The 18926-nt window shown below is 35.9% G+C and carries 18 protein-coding genes; 14 read left to right on the top strand and 4 right to left on the bottom strand.

What is annotated here, in order from left to right; translation table 11 throughout:
- The coding region (locus tag FS802_RS08495) for an LPXTG cell wall anchor domain-containing protein (protein WP_144525011.1) at window positions 1-264 on the top strand (264 nt) is incomplete at its 5' end.
- A 203-nt stretch (window positions 265-467) separates the two neighbouring features.
- Here the strand turns inward: FS802_RS08495 and FS802_RS08490 are convergent.
- The gene (locus FS802_RS08490; RefSeq protein WP_098654784.1) at window positions 468-1211 is read right to left on the bottom strand and encodes a transposase; all 744 of its coding nucleotides are present in this window, start codon (window positions 1209-1211) and stop codon (window positions 468-470) included.
- A 254-nt stretch (window positions 1212-1465) separates the two neighbouring features.
- Between FS802_RS08490 and FS802_RS08485 the strand changes: the two genes are divergently transcribed.
- From FS802_RS08485 to FS802_RS08470, 4 genes are all read left to right on the top strand, one after another.
- Complete coding sequence (locus tag FS802_RS08485; protein ID WP_000540371.1) at window positions 1466-1576, top strand: YjcZ family sporulation protein; 111 nt, start codon at window positions 1466-1468, stop codon at window positions 1574-1576.
- A 282-nt stretch (window positions 1577-1858) separates the two neighbouring features.
- Window positions 1859-2320, top strand: a complete 462-nt coding sequence (locus FS802_RS08480) for a CarD family transcriptional regulator (RefSeq protein ID WP_176545820.1) — start codon at window positions 1859-1861, stop codon at window positions 2318-2320.
- Window positions 2321-2872: 552 nt separating this feature from the next.
- Window positions 2873-3019, top strand: a complete 147-nt coding sequence (locus FS802_RS08475; RefSeq protein ID WP_000738547.1) for a BC1881 family protein — start codon at window positions 2873-2875, stop codon at window positions 3017-3019.
- 265 nt (window positions 3020-3284) lie between these two features.
- The gene (locus FS802_RS08470; protein WP_000340042.1) at window positions 3285-3518 is read left to right on the top strand and encodes a hypothetical protein; all 234 of its coding nucleotides are present in this window, start codon (window positions 3285-3287) and stop codon (window positions 3516-3518) included.
- A 345-nt stretch (window positions 3519-3863) separates the two neighbouring features.
- Here FS802_RS08470 and FS802_RS08465 read toward each other — a convergent pair whose 3' ends face one another.
- A complete protein-coding gene (locus FS802_RS08465; protein WP_001087727.1) occupies window positions 3864-4139 on the bottom strand; it encodes a hypothetical protein in 276 nt (91 codons plus the stop codon).
- Window positions 4140-5077: 938 nt separating this feature from the next.
- On the opposite strand from FS802_RS08465, the gene FS802_RS08460 reads away from it, so the two are divergent.
- From FS802_RS08460 to FS802_RS08445, 4 genes are all read left to right on the top strand, one after another.
- Window positions 5078-5926, top strand: a complete 849-nt coding sequence (locus tag FS802_RS08460) for a hypothetical protein (RefSeq protein WP_098654786.1) — start codon at window positions 5078-5080, stop codon at window positions 5924-5926.
- A gap of 247 nt (window positions 5927-6173) precedes the next feature.
- On the top strand, window positions 6174-6470 hold the full coding sequence (locus FS802_RS08455; RefSeq protein ID WP_098654787.1) for a protoporphyrinogen oxidase: 297 nt from the start codon (window positions 6174-6176) through the stop codon (window positions 6468-6470).
- Window positions 6471-6544: 74 nt separating this feature from the next.
- On the top strand, window positions 6545-7021 hold the full coding sequence (locus FS802_RS08450; protein WP_001182715.1) for a PH domain-containing protein: 477 nt from the start codon (window positions 6545-6547) through the stop codon (window positions 7019-7021).
- Window positions 7014-8432, top strand: coding sequence for a PH domain-containing protein (locus FS802_RS08445; protein ID WP_098654788.1), 1419 nt, complete (start codon window positions 7014-7016; stop codon window positions 8430-8432). Before FS802_RS08450 ends, FS802_RS08445 begins: the two co-directional genes overlap by 8 nt.
- Before the next feature lie 110 nt (window positions 8433-8542).
- Here FS802_RS08445 and hmoB read toward each other — a convergent pair whose 3' ends face one another.
- Complete coding sequence (gene hmoB / locus FS802_RS08440; RefSeq protein ID WP_098654789.1) at window positions 8543-9046, bottom strand: heme-degrading monooxygenase HmoB; 504 nt, start codon at window positions 9044-9046, stop codon at window positions 8543-8545.
- Window positions 9047-9173: 127 nt separating this feature from the next.
- On the opposite strand from hmoB, the gene FS802_RS08435 reads away from it, so the two are divergent.
- The 4 genes from FS802_RS08435 (at window position 9174) to hemY (ending at window position 14919) form a co-directional block, all read left to right on the top strand.
- Window positions 9174-11291 carry a transglycosylase domain-containing protein gene (locus FS802_RS08435; protein WP_098654790.1) on the top strand — a complete coding sequence of 706 codons (2118 nt, stop codon included), beginning with the start codon at window positions 9174-9176 and terminating at the stop codon, window positions 11289-11291.
- A gap of 189 nt (window positions 11292-11480) precedes the next feature.
- Window positions 11481-12527, top strand: a complete 1047-nt coding sequence (gene hemE / locus FS802_RS08430; RefSeq protein ID WP_000252609.1) for a uroporphyrinogen decarboxylase — start codon at window positions 11481-11483, stop codon at window positions 12525-12527.
- A 14-nt stretch (window positions 12528-12541) separates the two neighbouring features.
- On the top strand, window positions 12542-13477 hold the full coding sequence (hemH, locus tag FS802_RS08425) for a ferrochelatase (protein ID WP_144524964.1): 936 nt from the start codon (window positions 12542-12544) through the stop codon (window positions 13475-13477).
- Between the two features lie 20 nt (window positions 13478-13497).
- Window positions 13498-14919 carry a protoporphyrinogen oxidase gene (gene hemY, locus FS802_RS08420; RefSeq protein ID WP_098720273.1) on the top strand — a complete coding sequence of 474 codons (1422 nt, stop codon included), beginning with the start codon at window positions 13498-13500 and terminating at the stop codon, window positions 14917-14919.
- A gap of 39 nt (window positions 14920-14958) precedes the next feature.
- Here hemY and FS802_RS08415 read toward each other — a convergent pair whose 3' ends face one another.
- Complete coding sequence (locus FS802_RS08415) at window positions 14959-16311, bottom strand: DUF4026 domain-containing protein (RefSeq protein WP_098654793.1); 1353 nt, start codon at window positions 16309-16311, stop codon at window positions 14959-14961.
- Between the two features lie 241 nt (window positions 16312-16552).
- Between FS802_RS08415 and FS802_RS08410 the strand changes: the two genes are divergently transcribed.
- Window positions 16553-18919 (top strand): DUF6359 domain-containing protein, encoded by a 2367-nt coding sequence (locus FS802_RS08410; protein ID WP_098654794.1) that lies wholly within the window; start codon window positions 16553-16555, stop codon window positions 18917-18919.
- Window positions 18920-18926: the final 7 nt, after the last annotated feature.

Raw genomic sequence — 18926 nt, 5'->3', positions numbered from 1 at the left:
AAACCAGAAACGACGGATCCAGAGAAACCAGAAACGACGGATCCAGAGAAACCAGGAACAACGGATCCAGAGAAACCAGGAACAACGGATCCAGAGAAACCAGGAACAACGGATTCAGAGAAACCTGGAACAATGAATCCAGAGAAGCCTGAAAAAGAATTACCGAAGACAGGACAGAAAATGCCTGTGGAACCATATATGGGAGCACTTCTTATTATGATGAGTTTTGGATTGCTCATATTAGGTAGAAAACAGCAGAGATAATAAAAATGAAAAAGGTATCCTCAAAGTATTGGAGGATACCTTTTTTATTTGGCATAAAAAAACATTTAGCAAAAGGGGTAGCAGCACATGCCCATCAAGCTAATCAAGTAATTTACTAGATATGAAACGATCCTTGGTTCAAAACTAACAATTGATAGAAAAGTAGGCATACTAAAGAAGCCTATTAAAATCTGATTTTTTCGCTAGGCAGTTTGTCTATGCTTCACCGTCGTTTTATACACAATCCCTAGAATATCAAAGACGGTCATTTTCTTATACCGATGACATTTACGACCGTTCTTTTTGAGTAATAGATAAAGACGATGCAAAATTTTCAAAAGTTGTTCTGTGCCAATGGCTATCGCTTGAAACAGTAACGGAAAGTAATCTTTAATCATATAAATCGCCTTGTATTCACTTAGCTCCTGATTTGTTTTTTCAAGCAGAAACTGTCGCATTTGAAACATCGTAGAAGAACAGAGGAGAATACCGATTAGTTGTCCATATAAATGGCACTCTAGGCGCTCTCTTTTAATGTTTTTACATTCATCAATTTCAAAAAATGACTTCCACGTTTTAAACAAAATTTCAATCTGCCAACGAAGTGAATACAGTGAGTGATTTGAACAGAGTTTTTGTGTGAGAAGAGAAGTAAAGACTTCTCGAAGAAATGCGACAGCTGCTGGATTAAAGCGTTGATTCAATCCTTCTGATCTCATCAGTACTCCAGTTGAAGCTTCTAACTGACTACACAAATGTGTAAGTGATGCGCTGGCTACTTCTTGACTGATCCATACGCAAAGGGCAATGAGTTCGTTCGCTTGATACTTACTAGATCGCTGTACAAAGCCAACTTGTTTGGTGATATCTTGTAGGACTACTGAAGATAAAAAGTATTGTAGCTCTTGTGCGAAAAGATTCAGCTCATTTGAAATAATAGGATTCATTAAAAACACCATCCTTTCTCATAAACTTCTTACGATAAGCATAGCGTTTTTTTATTTTGAGGATATGATTTTAACTTCGCTTGATGGGCATGGGGTATCGCCAGCATTTTGGAAAAGGCACCTTTGGGTGTCTTTTCTTTATTTTCAAAAGGACCTGCTCAATTCATTCTTCAAAACATAAGGTAAAGTGAACCCATTAAACGTATGGAATGAACCCTAGTTTTACCCTCTGATCTAAAGGGGGCACTATTATTATGGGATATGGTGGTAGTTGCGGCGAAGGCTGCGGTTTCGCTGGAGGATTTGCTTTATTAGTTGTATTATTTATTTTATTAATCATTATCGGATGCAGTTGCTTCTGTTAAAAAACTATTGGAAAAGACACCTTTATATGGGTGTCTTTTCTTTATGGAAAAATCCCTACATAAAATGTAGAGATTTCAGAATATAAGCAGGGAAATTCCCCTTCCCTTTATGCGGAATCTGACACACTCCCTATCGTTTTTTGGGGGTCTTTTTTACTTAATTTAATTTTTTTCAAAAAAGAAATTGACTACGAAAATATTTTTATGATATTATAAAATATTTGATAAAAAAACACACATATGTTAAAGTTAAGAAGGTTACCATATATGGAGGTGGATTATATGTTTCAAATTGGCGATAACATTGTTTATCCAATGCACGGAGCAGGTATAATTGAAGCCATAGAAGAAAAAGAATTCTCAGGAAAAAAACAACAGTATTATGTTATAAAAATGTCAATCAGTAATATGAAAGTCATGATTCCTATGGGGAAAATATTAAGTTCGAGTATACGCCCAGTTACTGATATACTTGCATTAAAACACATTATACACATTTTTCAGCATGGAGAATCAGATAGATTATTACCGTGGAAACAAAGGTATAAAGTGAACACGGACAAAATAAAAACGGGTGAAATACAAGAAGGTGCTGAAGTTGTACGTGATTTAATGCGTATGAAGAAAGAAAAGGCACTTAATACAAGCGAAAAAACAATGTTGGATAACGCACATGAATTTTTGATTAGTGAACTAGGATTAATTAAAGGGATCACTGAAAATCAAATAAAAAGTTTCTGTTAGGATTCATTATAGATAATGTATTACATCCCCCGAAAATATCCTGAATTTTTTGGGAATACGATGATTATTAAAAGTAAATCATTTCAAAGACATTCAACTTCTTCAACTCACTTTTAGAGTAGGAACCTCTTTTGTTATTACTTCAATCTAATCCATTTTTATTTTTAAATTTCTTTTACGAACGTTCGAAGTTTCATCAAATAACTCGATTAAATAGTCACTTGATTTTTGCAATCCTGATTCACACTGGCACGGACAAGGATCCGTAAGGATGAAAGAGAGGTAGGGCTTTCATTGTTTTAGGTAATATATTATCTAAGTCATTATTTCTAGAAGAAAAAACAATCGATCTCACCGCTATCTCTTTAAGAGTTCCTTATATCTACTGAGACAGTGAATAGGTAATTGTTTATCTCTTCTTTACGTAAAATTGATAAACGAACTGGTAACACCATATGGTCAACTACAAAAAAATGGTTTCCAGACCAGGAAACCATTTTTAATTTCATTTACATAACAATAATAAATTAAGAAGTAAAAAGGAGTGCACACATGAAAAAAATGTTAACAAAAGAATTAAGTAATGAATTAAAGAAGCGGGAAGGGATCATTTCTATTACAGTTGAGCCTTATGAAAAAATCGAAGTTGGTGGCATTCGTGTAGATGGACCGGCTGTTATTCTAATTAATCAAGAATAGTTGAATGCATGAAGAAAAGGATCAACCTTTAAAAGAAGGGAGGATCCTTTTTGTTTGCTACTTTTATCTGATGTGTTGGAGTTAAAACGGAAGGAGAGGGTCGGGATTATCATGGTGGAAAGCTTAATATTGGTAGGATTTCTTTTTACGTTATATAAATTAGTTGATAAAAAAATAAGCTAATTATTTAAAAAGATATATTCTTTCCCTTTTAAGGGCGAGATTTATTTGATAGTGAAATGGATAATGTAAAGGAGGAATTTAGATGGATGCAAGGAAAGAACGCATAAAATACAAGAAGATGTCAAAGAACTATGAACATATTTATTTAGTTTCGTTACTACTACTAATTGTACTTGTTTGTAGTAGTGTGGTTATCATAGGAGCAACAGGGGGAACATATGGAGTGTTTTTGTTGTTAGCAATTTTACTTAACGCACGTATTACGAAAGAATCTCAAAAAAAGTATGAGCACTATTCTAATAAAGGGCGTATTTAAAATGATACATAGCCTGAAAGGAACAACCTAGATGTACATGCAAAGTATCCCTATATCATTACCTATTAACTAGTAAAAAAAGAATCGTATATAAATAATTTAGGAATAGAAAACGTAACTTATTAAAATGTTATTTTCATTCATATAATGAATTATCCTTCTAGCATATTTATAGGATTTATATCATATAGTAAGAGAAAGAATGTAAGCTAGAAAGAAGTCTTATAGAATGAGTTATTTGGAAGGAAATGACTTTAGTGAACAAAATATGGTAAGTGTACCCAATCCCTTAATTTGATTTATAACAGATTGGCGTCATAGACGACCAAATAAAAACACAGTGTTTTATCTCTGTGTTTCTTCAAATTTTCGTTTTTGAATATATGCTTGGGCATGAATAATTTCTTCCTGAAGCTCTTTTAATTCTTTTATAGATTCTGATTCAATAGCCATGTAAGTAATAACTAAACTGATCATCATATCCATCTTGTCTACTATATTTTGAATGACCTGTTCAGAATGCTCTTTTTTAGGGTGTTGTATTGCCTTTAATACATTTTCCATATAATTGTTTTTTCTTTGCTGGATATCATAAATAAACTGTTTTGTGTTTGAGTTCATTTGTTGTTCCTCCGTTTTGGATATACTTCTATTCTATCATATTTGAATAGAAAATATTGGATTCCCTTAAATTCACACCTGTCTCGTACATCTCCTCAAATATACAAACTAATTCCTTAACTTACAGGGAACAAATCAAAAGTTGTCAATTTTATGTCTAAACATACAATTTTCTTTTTTAGGTATAGTGCCCCTATTATATAATTTCACGTACTATATCAGATGTGTAAAATCTAATTCTTCAATAAGGGGTAGCACCAAAAGAACTCGATGCAAATAGAAACAAAAAGGAAGAAAAATTTCGTCCTATTTTTAATATTGTTATATTTAAAAATAGGTATATATAATGTAAAAACAAAAGGTTAAAGGCCTTCGTAATGTTTGGGTGAAAAAAGAGTTATCTATGTAATTAATTTGAGTACTTTAAGAAAGAGGGCTTTTTCCTAAAGTATCTAAAGGATGATAGTCCAATAGCAGGTGGGAGATGAAACTCGTTTTAGCACTGTATTAACACCTTAAAATATAGATAGGGGAAAATAATGTAAAAAAACTATTGTATGTTTAAAAACCTTGTGTTACATTTATGTTACAAATTGTAACTTATATTACGATTTGTTTTCTTTTGCTTTTCAACATGTTACGATTTGGAGTTCATATCCAATCAACCGAGAATATGTAAAGTTAAAAAAATAGCAACCTAAAAATAGTTTTTCTATGTGTATAAGAGTGTGTGTAGTAAAGAGTCTGGTGAGAGCTTTACGCACATTATTAAAATTCCTTTCTGTCTTAAAAGAAGAAAAACAAATACCAACTATTTAGGTGTTTTAAGTAATGATAGTAAATGAAATGTACAGTACATATTTACTTTCAGTCTAATTACTACACAGGCTTTTATACATATGCTGTTATTGTTTTAGGAACACATAGGGGGAGAAAGAATGAGGAAGTTATTAACGGTAATTGGAATTACATTTTTAATGTTAGCTGGATGTAGTAATGGGAATTTTGAAAAAGAAATGGATGCAGGGAAGACCGCGTTAACGAATAAAGAATATAAAAATGCCTTATCATCATTTGAAAAAGCGCTAGATGAGAAACAAGACAATTCAGATGTAATGGTGCTTGTAGAACAAACGAAAATAATGATTGAAGCAGTGAAGTTAAAAGAAGAAACAAAGGTAGAAGAATCAATCAAGTCATTTGAAAAAGTAGAGAACATGAAGGATGGGAATAATACACTTATAAAGCAGGCAAAGGAAGAACGAACAGCATTACTAGCTGTGTTAGAACAAAAAAAGAAGTATAGTGAGCAACTGACGAAAAGTGAAGAGTTAATAAGTAAGAAAAATTATGCAAAAGCGAAAGAGATGTTAAATAAGTTAGTTGCAGAAACAAAAGATAATAAGAACCTTGAAGAATATAATAAAAAAGCAGTAGGATTAGTTACTAAAATGAATGAAGAAGAAAAAAATGCAAAGAGTGAAGTAGCAGCGAAGGCACAAAAAACAAAAGTAGTAACAAATCAAAAGGTAGCAACAGAAAAGAACGAAAAAACTGAGACAGAAAAGAATCAAAATGCATTTACTTTTGAGAAAGCTAAAGAATATATCAAAAATGAATATAAAGAAGAATATGATTACACGCTAGAAGATACGCAAGTAGAAAATGGAAAGAAATATTATAAAATTAGAGTGCGTACGACATATAAAATAGAAGGCGCAGCTGGATCAGGATTTACTGGCGTATTCAAAGTATTCGAAGATGGTACGATTATTGAAATGCACTAAATCGATGAAAAAGGTATCCTCAAAGTATATGAGGGTACCTTTTTAGCATAAAAAAAGCATCTAGCAAAAGTACTAGATGCAAATAAAAACACAAGGGAAGATAAATATCTTCCCGTTTCCCGTAAGTAATTATATCAAAAAATTTATAAAAAACTAGCTTTATTTTTTATATAATTGAAGTGTAAAGCCATGAAAGTATAAGATTACACTATTTTCATAGTGTTTTATTAAAAAAGGAGCTGCGTATATGATTAATTTTAAACCAGAAAATTTGAACCAACTATTAAAAGTAATGTTAATTAGTGCGAATAAGTCTTATGATGCGATTAAAGATTATGAATTTACAGGAGAAGCAGTAGTATTCCGTGTAGATTTCGAATATATTGACGTTTCTCTAATGATTGTAGATATTTTAGGAGGATCTGCTTCTAAATTTAACATTTTGCCATATGCCCGTCCGAATACGAATGAAATAGATTACATTCAGTTTCAAGTGTATTCGATTAATGAAGGGAATTTTAAAGAAGTAATGGATACGATGTAGAAAACTATAATTTTACAAAAATGTATATACCAACTAATATATAATTAATAAATTCATATAATTGGAGTGATGAGATGCAGCCGTTAGAAAGGGAGATTCATTCTAATATGCTGAAAGTGTGGAGAATTCACGCTTTAATTGGGGCGGCAGTTATACTAGCAGTCGTAATTGCGTATTTCTTTTTTATGATCAATTTTAACTGGTGGGGCTGGTTGTTTGGCTTGCTAGTAACAGGAGCTATTACATTTATCCCGCTTGATTATTTTGTGTTTCCAAATTTACGTCAACGTTATTATAGTTACAGATTAAATGAAGAAGAGATTGAGATTCAAAAGGGAATGTTCGTTGTAAAACGCGTACTCATTCCGATGATGCGTGTGCAGCACGTAACGATTGAACAGGGCCCGATTATGAGAAAGTATAATTTAGCAGAATTACATATTTCAACAGCGGCAACTTCTCATAGTATTCCAGGCTTAACGAAGGAAGAAGCAGAGCAGCTGAAAAGACAAATTGGAGAACTTGCGAAAGTGAGTGATGAGGATGTATAAGAGGCAACATCCAATCACGATATTGTTAGGTATTCGAATTGCGACTTTGTTGCCTTTTATTTTTCTTGTTTTATTTCGATCTGATGGTCAAGTGAAACCTTGGTATCTCTTACATCTTGTTCTTTTATTTGTATTATTTATTATGGCAATTTTCTCAGCGATAAAATGGTATTTCAAAGTGTACTGGGTTGAAAATAATATTTTACATATTAAACACGGCGTTTTTGTAAAGAAAGAAAGTTACTTAAATAAAGAACGTGTGCAAAATATTAGTACATCTTCTAACATCATTTATCAAATACTTGGGCTTACAAAGTTAAACATAGAAGTAGCGGGCGGCGGTAGTGATCCAGAAGTGATGTTAGCTGGCATTAGAGAAGAGGAAGCGAAGGAACTGATTGCCTTATTACATAAAGAAAGAAGTGTTGTGACTGAAGAAGTACCCATGGCAGAAGAAAGTAAGACGATTTATCAGTTAACGATGAAAGAGATTTTAGCAGCTTCCATTACGTCTGGTAGATTCGGATTAGTGTTTTCAGGATTACTTCTTATTTACACAGAGTTTAATCAATTTCTTCCAGAATGGCTCATCAATAAAGTAGAAGCGTATGTGATGGATAACGGTGTATATGAATTAATCATTATGGCCGCGATTTTAATGGCGGTTTCGTGGGTCATTTCAACAGCTGGTTATGCGTTAAAATATGCGAACTTTAAAATTGAGCGAAACAGAAATGAAATTCGCATCGTGCAAGGGTTATTTGATAAGAAAGAGTTTGTTTTAAAACTACACCGCATTCAAGCAATTACAGTGAAAGAAGGAATTCTTCGCCAGCCTTTCGGTTATTGCTCTGTCGAAGTGGAAGTTATTCAAAGTATAGAAGCAGCAGGGCATGAAGTGATGTTACATCCTTTTATGAAGAAAAAAGATGTCCAGCAGTTACTTACATATTTGCAGTTGCCGTATGAAACGGAAGAGGAAATCGTTCATTTAACGAAGGCCGCATTACGTCGTTACGTAATAATGGGCTGGATTACAAGTGCCATACTCGCTGTGCCGATCGTCGGTGCGAGTATATATTTTAAACAAAATATGGCGTTATTCACTTTAATACCACTATTTATCGCATTTATGCTACTTGCATATGCCCGGTATAAAAGTGGTGGATATATGATACGAGACAATCAGTTAGTCATGGTATACCGCGGCCTTGCCAAATATACAGGAATCATGCGAAGAAGGCATGTTCAAGCAGTAGGATACAATCAATCATATTTTCAAAAGAAAGACGAGTTATGTACAGCTGTCGTATCAGTGGCGGGGCATAGATATGAAGTGAAGCATATGCGAAAAGAAGATGCACTTTGTATATATAATTGGTACAAAGAAAAAGGAGACACCGGTGCGTAATGGTGTTTCCTTTTTTCTGTCGTGATTTGTCGATAAGTCGATATATCTCAAAAATCGCTTATATAATTTCATGTACCGCATCTCTGGAGGAACTACAGTACAAAAACCCCTTAAACTAACACATCAAAAGTAGTCACAAATGACGGACGAGAGAAGATACTTTTCTGCTGTTCCGCATGTGGATGTGCCTGAGATGGAGCTTGTCCTTCTGCTTGTGCAGGGCGTTTTTTGTGAGCGTTTTCGAATGAACGTGATTCTGTCCAGTCTTTAAAGTTTTGCTCCGTTTCCCACATCGTTAAGATGACATATGTATCGTTACTTAATGGGCGTAGAACGCGGATCGCTTGGAATCCTGGTTCGTTTTCGATAAGGCCTGCGCGGTTTTTAAAACGGTTTTCAAATACTGGGCGACCTTCGTCTGTTACAGAAATGTTGTTACAAACGATGTAGCCAGGTTGTCCTCTAAATTCGCCCACAGCGTCTAGTACGTCATACTGAAGAGAACCTTCTACTGATTCTTCTGTATTTTCTTTATAAAACATATCTTTTTCATTATTTTTTGCAGTGAAATGTGCTTGTTCTAGAGGTGTTTCGTATGAAATAATAGCCTTCATTTTAATGCCCCCTTAATTGTTTGTTTCTATTATATCAACTCTCTTAAAAAACTTCGAAGATTATATACATAAAGATACTTCTTTTTCAAATAATAAATGTACCATCATTTGGAAAGAAGGCCGATGTATGAAGAAAGTAAAGTGGACTTTATTAGGTGGATTAGCAACGCTTGTATTAGCGATTGTACTTTATAAACTTATTGTGTTAGCTGGTGGCTATATGATGGATGAAAAGCAGCTCGTTTTCCACTCTTCATCACGTATCGTTGACCAGAAAGGGAAAGAAATTACGAAATTATACGTAGAAAATAGAGACCTCGTACCAATCGAGCAAATTCCAAAATACGTGCAGCAGTCATTTATTGCGGTGGAAGATTCTCGCTTTTATGAGCATCAAGGAATTGATTACCCGTCTATATTCCGGGCTCTTTATAAAGATACGTTAGCTGGAGAAAAGGTAGAGGGCGGTAGTACGATTACGCAGCAACTAGCGAAAAACGTCTTTTTAACTCGTGAAAAAACAGTTACGCGTAAATTGAAGGAAGTCGCAATTTCCCTTCAATTAGAGCAAAAATATACGAAGCAACAAATTCTTGAAATGTATATGAATCATATTTATTTTGGGCATGGGGCTTACGGTATTCAAGCAGCAGCAAAGTTGTATTTTAATAAAAATGTAGAAGATTTAACAGTAGAAGAAGGTGCAATGCTTGCAGGTCTTCCGAAGTCACCAAACGGATATTCACCTTATTTCTCTCCAGAGAAGAGCAAGGAGCGCCGTGATCTCGTATTGTCACTGATGCATAAACAAGGCTATTTGACTGCCGAAGAGAGCGTACGTTATCAAGGAAAGACCATTGCTCTTTACAAAAACTTAGATGAGAATGAACTCGCATATATGCCGTATATTGATATGGTTATAGATGAAGCAGCTCGTTTATACGGATTGTCTCATCAAGAAGTACTTCGCGGAGGATATACGTTTGTCGTTCCGATGGATGAAAAAGTTCAAAAGGTAGCGTATAACCAGTTTCAAGATGCGAGGAATTTCCCTGGTAAAGAAGAGGGGGCGCAAGGTGCTTTTTTATTAATGGATAATCGTACGGGCGGAATTAAAGCGGCGATTGGCGGAAGAAAGTATGTCCCGAGAGGCTTTAATCGTGTTTTTGCAAAAAGACAGCCGGGATCTGTGCTAAAACCACTTATTGTCTATGCACCAGCACTCGAAACGAAAAAATATAATCCGTATTCTTTATTAACGAATGAAAAAACTTCTTTTGAAGGTTATGAACCTCGAAATTACAATCGTCAATATACGAAAGAAATGACGATGTATGATGCGATTTTAGAGTCAGCAAATGTACCGGCAGTTTCTTTATTAAATGAGTTAGGGGTAGAAGAAGGAAAGCAATATTTAGAGAAAGGAAATGTTCCTATTGCCGATGCTGGTTTAAGTACAGCACTTGGCGGGCTGAAAAATGGTGTTTCAACATTTGATCTTGTGAAAATGTATCGTGCATTTTTAGCAAATGGCGCTATTATTGAGCCGCACGTGATTGATAAAGTGTTAAATAGACACGGCGCAGTCATTGGAGAATCGCCAAAAGTAGAAACGAAAATTTTCTCGAAACAAACGGCATGGTATATGACGAAAATGTTAGAAGGGGTTGTGAAGGAAGGGACAGCGAAAGCAGGCATATATAGCGGTGCATTAGCTGGGAAAACAGGTACAACTTCCTTACCAAATGACGATAATGGAGCTAGAGATATGTGGTTCGTTGGCTATACGCCAAATTTAGTAGGCGCTGTTTGGATTGGTTATGACCGTACGGATAAAGAGCATCAGTTGCAAGGAGAAAGTGCGTCAGCAACGAAATTGTTTAAGAAAATTTTAACGAAGGCAAATGTAGAACAGAAAGAGCAGTTTATGAAACCAGAAGGTGTGGAAACAATCGGTGCTCCGATTCGTTTGCGCAAGATTGAAGATGTGAAAGTGAAATTAGCGTTTAGCCCTTTCGGTTTATTTAAAGCAAAATTAAGCTGGACACCACTTCCAGATGAAAGAATTATGTATCGCATCTATAGAGTGGAAAACGGAATTCATACGCATGTAGGTACTGTAAATGGTGCCGGAGAATATGAAGAAAAGTTCGTTAACATCTTTTCAAAACCGAGTTTTTACGTTGTACCATATAACACACAAACGAATCGTGAGGGAGAAAAGTCAAAAGTAGCTAAACCATAGTTTTTCTCTGTGCTATAATAAGAATGTTGTGAAAATAGTAAGCGGTTTTACGAATGTTTGTGTCAATTTCATGAACAACGTACATAATGTTATGCATTTTGTTTTTACAAGCTGTATAGTAAAAAAAGATAAATATCGGAATAGAACGTATTTAGAGCAAAAGCATTGGCAAGGAAGGGAGCAAGGGTCTTGGTAAGAACTATAAATGAGACATTTTTAAAAGCATGTAGGGGGGAACGTACTGATTATGTACCAGCATGGTATATGCGTCAAGCAGGTCGTTCGCAGCCGGAATATAGAAAGATAAAAGAAAAGTATTCTTTATTTGAAATTACACATAATCCAGAGTTATGTGCTTACGTTACAAAGTTGCCAGTTGATCAATATAACGTAGACGCAGCAATTCTTTATAAAGATATTATGTCACCACTACCTGCAATTGGTGTGGATGTAGAAATTAAATCAGGTATTGGCCCAGTTATTGATAATCCAATTCGTTCTTTACAAGACGTAGAAAAACTAGGGGAAATCAATCCAGAAGATGACGTGCCGTACATATTAGATACGATTCGTTTATTAACGACAGAAATGTTAGACGTACCGTTAATCGGTTTTTCAGGAGCTCCATTTACACTAGCGAGCTATATGATTGAAGGCGGTCCATCTCGTAATTATCATAATACGAAAGCGTTCATGTATGCAGAGCCGAAAGCTTGGTTTGCTTTAATGGATAAGCTAGCAGATATGGTTATTACATATTTAAAAGCGCAAATTAACGCAGGAGCAAAAGCTGTTCAAATTTTCGATTCTTGGGTTGGAACAGTAAATGTAGCAGATTACCGCGTATTTATTAAACCAGCAATGGAGCGTATTTTTGCAGAAGTTCGCCCGATGGGTGTACCGATGATTATGCACGGCGTAGGAGCTGCACACTTAGTAAATGAATGGCACGACTTACCGCTTGATGTAGTAGGCTTAGATTGGCGCTTACCGATCGAAGAGGCGCGCGCGCGCGGCGTTCATAAGGCGGTACAAGGAAATATGGATCCTTCATTCTTACTTGCACCATGGTCTGTTATTGAAGAACATGTAAAAGGTATTTTAGATCAAGGGATGAAACAGCCTGGTTATATCTTTAACTTAGGACACGGTGTATTCCCAGAAGTAAATCCAGATACATTAAAACGTTTAACTACATTTATTCATGAATACTCTAAAGGGCAGTTAGCGAAGTAAAGGAGAATTGCTGTATGAAAAAGAAAATTGGTTTGCTTGTAATGGCATACGGAACGCCATATAAAGAAGAAGATATTGAACGTTACTATACACATATTCGCAGAGGAAGAAAGCCAAGTCCTGAAATGCTAGAAGATTTAACAGAGCGTTACCGTGCAATTGGTGGTATTTCTCCTTTAGCTACTATTACATTAGAGCAAGCTAAAAAGTTAGAACAGCGTTTAAATGAAGTACAAGATGAAGTAGAGTACCATATGTATCTTGGCTTAAAACATATCGAACCGTTCATTGAAGATGCAGTGAAAGATATGCATAACGACGGTATACAAGATGCAATCGCACTTGTTCTTGCGCCGCACTATTCTACATTTAGCGTGAAATCGTATGTAGGACGAGCACAAGAAGAAGCTGAGAAACTTGGAAACTTAACAATTCACGGCATTGATAGCTGGTATAAAGAACCGAAATTCATCCAGTACTGGGTTGATGCAGTGAAAGGTATATATAACGGTATGTCAGAAGCAGAGCGTGAAAAAGCAGTATTAATCGTATCTGCACATAGCTTACCAGAAAAAATTATCGCACTTGGCGATCCATATCCAGATCAATTAAATGAAACAGCTGACTATATTGTAAGAGGTGCTGAAGTAGCAAACTATGCAGTAGGTTGGCAAAGTGCAGGAAACACGCCAGATCCTTGGATTGGTCCAGATGTACAAGATTTAACGAGAGAACTAAACGAAAAGTACGGTTATACTTCATTCGTATACGCACCAGTTGGATTTGTTGCGGAACATTTAGAAGTTTTATATGACAATGACTTTGAGTGTAAAGTTGTGACAGATGAAATTGGAGCGAAATATTATCGTCCAGAAATGCCAAATGCATCGGACGCATTTATTGATTGCTTAACCGATGTTGTATTAAAGACAAAAGAATCTGTATTGTAAAAAGAAAGGGGGGAGCATGCTTGAGGAAAAAAGTTGTAGTCATCGGCGGTGGCATCACAGGATTAACAACAATGTATAACTTGCAAAAAGAAATTCATGACAAGAACTTGCCGATTGATACATTACTGATAGAAGCATCGGGTAAACTTGGCGGGAAAATTCAAACCGTTCGAAAAGATGGATTTACAATTGAACGCGGGCCGGATTCTTTCTTAGCACGAAAAGAAAGTGCAGCTAGATTAGCGCGAGAATTAGGTCTTGACGATGAACTTGTAAATAATAAGGCCGGTCAATCATTTATCCTCGTAAACAATCGGTTACATAAAATGCCGAGCGGATCGATGATGGGAATTCCAACGCAAATTACGCCGTTTCTATTTTCCAGGCTGTTCTCCCCAATTGGTAAACTAAGAGCTGGTTTTGATCTGTTAATGCCGAGATCAAAGCCAGTATCTGACCAATCACTCGGGCATTTTTTCAGACATCGCCTCGGAAACGAAGTGGTTGAAAATTTAATAGAACCATTACTATCGGGTATTTATGCAGGGGATATTGATGAAATGAGCTTAATGTCAACATTCCCGCAAATGTATCAAATTGAGCAGAAGCATCGCAGTATTTCACTCGGTATGCGTACACTTGCCCCGAAAAAAGAGACATCTGAACCGAAAAAAGGAATCTTCCAAACAGTGAAAACAGGTTTAGAATCTATCGTAGAATCTCTCGAAGTGAAGATGCATGAAGGTACGATAATAAAGGGAACACGCATTGAAAAAATTGCAAAACTTGGTGATGGCTATACGATTACTCTTAGTAACGGAAAAGAAATAGAAGCGGACGCGGTCGTAGTGGCAACATCACATAAAGTATTGCCATCTATGTTCGCGCAGTACAAGCAGTTTCGTTTCTTCCGCAACATTCCGTCCACATCAGTTGCGAATGTGGCAATGGCTTTCCCGAAATCAGCCATTCAGCGGGATATTGATGGTACAGGATTTGTCGTATCTCGAAATAGCGATTACACAATTACAGCATGTACGTGGACACATAAAAAATGGCCACATACAACGCCAGAAGGAAAAACGCTTCTTCGTTGTTACGTTGGACGACCTGGTGATGAAGCAGTTGTAGAACAAACAGAAGAGGAACTTGTTAGGCTTGTACTAGAAGACTTACGAAAGACGATGGATATTACAGAGGATCCAGAGTTTACAGTCGTAAGCCGCTGGAAAGAAGCAATACCCCAATATACAGTAGGTCATAACGAGCGAATGAAGAAACTCACAACATTTATGGAAAAAGAGTTGCCAGGAATATACTTGGCAGGTAGTTCTTACGCTGGTTCTGGTCTTCCGGACTGTATTGATCAAGGTGAGAAAGCTGCAAAGCGTGTACTATCTCATTTGGAGAAAGTAATGGATACCGAATTAATTGCACAATAAAGTGAAACGCCTTCAATCACATTGAAGGCGTTTTGTTACTTATTCACCAATAAACATATATAAATTATTTGGCTTTATAACGGTATCCCCTGCATAAATAACCCACTCTGTTAAGTTAGCAAAATCTAACTGATAACTATTTCCTTCACTCATATCTTTTATAAAATATGGTTCATTAATGAGTATTCCTTGAATGAAATCTTCCGTAATGTTTTGCATTTCAAACCACATATGTTCACTTTTTCCTTCTTCGTAGGAGACACCAAACTTAGCGAGGAAACGAAAATCTTCATTCGATTGTTCAATGTGAAAAATGTTGCTGAAATACCCAAAAGTATTTTCCGCATTGTAAGCCATACGATCGGTTTCACTATTTGTTTTATAGAACATGAGCCCTGTAGCTTCCTCGTGTTCTTTGAAAAAACTTTCAATATATTCTTCTGAAGCATTTAATTTGAATAAGAGAACGGATGGAGATTGATGGTATTCATCTCGGTCATCCATTCCGCCAAGAAATATATTTTGTGCATCTATTGGTTGTAGTTTCACTTCTTCATCCTCAATTGAAGATAATTGATCCATACTCGTTTTATGCCCAATATAAGATAATCCTTTTTCCCATGGAACAGCTACTGTATGTATAGAACCTTGCTGACTATGCGCGATCACGATAGGCTCATTCATAGGGACTTGTCCATTCTCAACGGCATTATTAGCAAATGTTTGAAAAAGATCGCCAATGCCGTAGTAGGACGAAATGCGATTTGGAATAATTAATTCTATTTCTGTTACACCTGCTCTTAAAAGGCCGTGTGTATGAAACCAATATTGCGTAGGCCCACCGTCTTTATCGTCTTCATAAACAGAATGAATAACGTACAAGTCAGGAATGTCAGGTAATAATTCATTTTCAACGTGATATTCAATATAACTTCTAGATATTACTTTCATTGCTGCACTTGAATCGATTACAAATAACAAGTCTGGAGCGAGGTTCCATAAAAACTGTAACTGCTGGAAAAAGCAGTCCAGCACATCCCCTACAAATAGTGTACGAGTGAAAATTTCAGTGCCATAAGCAGCATCTTCAAAATTACGATCTACGATTGTAGAATCTTGTCTATTGTACATTTTATATTCTTCTGGATCGCTCGTTTCATCAATATGCAGTTCATACGGTATGATTGTTTCATCCATATGTAACTCAACAATAAGGCTTGTCTCATCACTGTAAACAATTTTTAATTCATCCACTTTAGTAGAGATAGTCTCTAGCCGCTGTTTTAACTGTTCAATCGCAATTCTAGTTGGTATAACAGCAATCATATCTGAAAAATGACGTTCTAATGTTCCATTCATAGCTGCGCGGTATGTTTCTGTTTGCACTTCCATCCAATCACTCCTATTCAAGTGAATCCATTTTACATGCCAATGAAATTTCGATATTTTCTGTTTTCTCTCTCTAACATTATAGAGCGCATTCGTAGAAGGTGTAAAATTATTATTTTGTATTATAGTTTGAAAGCTTGTAAATTAAATAAATTTTTTGTAAAACTTGTCGAAATGTAGTTCTATATAACGAATCATTTGATATGATAGAAATGCTGAGAAAATATGAAATAGGGAGAGGAAAATGACTGTGAAGAAATTGTTAAGTGTCTTTTTATCATTCATACTATTGCTTTCATTTACTGGAACTTTAGTACAAGCAGAAGAAACTACTTCTATGTCAGTAGAAAAAGCAATTCAAGTATTTAAGCAGCAAGGGAAAACGAAGGGGATAGTGGAAGGATATATCGTTGGATATACGCAAAGTCCTTCTAAATACACGAAAGATCCAGCTAAGTTTGATGATACAAACGTAGCAATTGCGGATTCGCCAAATGAAACGAATCCAGACAAAATCATGCCTGTTCAGTTGCCAAAGGGTGATGTGAGAGCGGCAGTAAACGTGAAAGATCATCCTGAAAATATCGGGAAGAAAGTTAGTTTAACAGGGACGCTTGAATTATATTTTAGTAGCCCAGGTTTAAAATCGGTAACAGCTCATAAGTTTCAAGGGGAAGGACAAAACCGTGTTAGCGATGTAGTAGCTTCGCCTGGTAGTGGAGAAGTTGCGAAGGGAACAGCGGTAACATTAACAACGAATACAGAAGGAGCAACAATCTACTATACGTTAGATGGCTCTAACCCTACAAATAAGAGTGTTCGTTATAACGGACAAATTGTAGTGAATGAAAATAGTGTGATTAAAGCAATCGCAGAGAAAGAAGGGCTTACTTCTTCAGCGGTTTCAACATTTTCATTTATTATCGTAAACAATGAACCAGTTCGTATTCATGATATTCAAGGGAAATCACATGTTTCTCCTTACAAAGGGAAGAAAGTATACAATGTGGAAGGCGTTGTAACAGCACTTGATAAAAATGGTTTTTATATAGAAGATAACCAGCCGGATAATGATCCAGCTACGTCAGAAGGTATGTACGTATACAAAAAAGATGCGAATGTAGCGGTAGGAGATCTTATTCAAGTTGATGGAGAAGTAGAAGAATATGTTGGACCTGGGTATGCAGAAAGGTTTGACACAGATTTAACGACGACGGAAATTAAAGCGAGCCGCGTTGCTGTAATCGCAAAAGATCAACCTTTACCAGCACCGATTGTACTTGGAGAAAACGGTGTGAAAATCCCTGATCAAATTATCGATAATGATGCATTCGGTTTATTTGATCCAAATGAAGATGCAATCGACTTTTATGAAAGTATAGAAGGTATGCGCGTTACGATGCCAACGCCAAAAATTATTGCACCTCAGAAAAACGGAAATTTATATGTAACAGTAGAAAATGGCGGAAATAAAGTCGTAACGAAATACGGCACACCTGTATTAGATGAAAATCAATTAAACCCAGAGCGTCTTTCTGTAAAAGTACCTCGTGATTATGTAGCAAAAGTAGGAGATACTTTCACTGGAGATATAACAGGGGTAGTCGGATATGATTACGGTTCGTTCCGCATTTCGCCAATAACGGAATTACCATCTGTAGTGGACGGTGGATTTAAGCAAGTAGGCGCGAATATTCAGCCTCGTCTTGATAAGTTAACAGTTGCTACATATAACATTGAAAACTTCTCGGCGAATAAAAAAGAAACAACAGATGAAAAAGTAAAAGCGTTAGCGTATTCTATTAAATACAATTTAAAAATGCCAGATATTATCGGTGTAGAGGAAATGCAAGATAATAACGGAACGATTAATGACGGTACAACAGATGCTTCATTAAGCGCAAAACGTATCATTGATGCAGTTCTAGAAATTCGTGGACCGAAGTATGAGTATGTAGAAATTGCTCCGAATAATAATCTAGACGGAGGAGCACCAGGAGCGAATATTCGCGTCGGTTTCTTCTACAACCCATCACGCGTGAAATTAGCAGCAGTACCGAAGTTACTTGATAAAAATGTCGTTCGCATTGGAGACGAAAATCAATTATTTGAAAGTACACGTAAACCGCTTGCGGCAGAATTTACGTTCCAAGGACAAAACGTTGTTGTCGTTGCAAATCACTTAAACTCAAAAATAGGAGATGCAACGCCATTTGGAAAAGTGCAGCCGCTCGTATTAAAGAGTGAAGAAAAACGAATTCAATTAGCGCAAGAAGTAAATCAATTCGTACAAGAAATTCAGAAAAAGAAAACGAATGCACCAGTTGTTGTGTTAGGAGATATGAACGATTTTGAGTTTGCTAAACCACTAAAAGCACTAGAAGGAACAATCTTGAAAAATATGTTAAACACAGTGCCGAAAGAGAACCGCTACACGTACATTCATGAAGGAAATGCACAAGTGTTAGATCATATTTTAGTAACAAACAACATCGCACCGCACACAATTGTAGATCCAGTACACTTAAACTCAAACATTATGAAAGAACATGGACGTGTAAGTGACCACGACCCAGTACTTGCTCAAATCGATTTGAAGAAAGCTTCTTAAATAGTTG

The organism is Bacillus sp. DE0042 (assembly GCF_007680225.1).
GTDB lineage: Bacteria > Bacillota > Bacilli > Bacillales > Bacillaceae_G > Bacillus_A > Bacillus_A wiedmannii.
The sequence above is the reverse complement of the archived record's forward strand: the minus strand, read 5'-3'. Positions and strand labels throughout refer to the sequence as shown.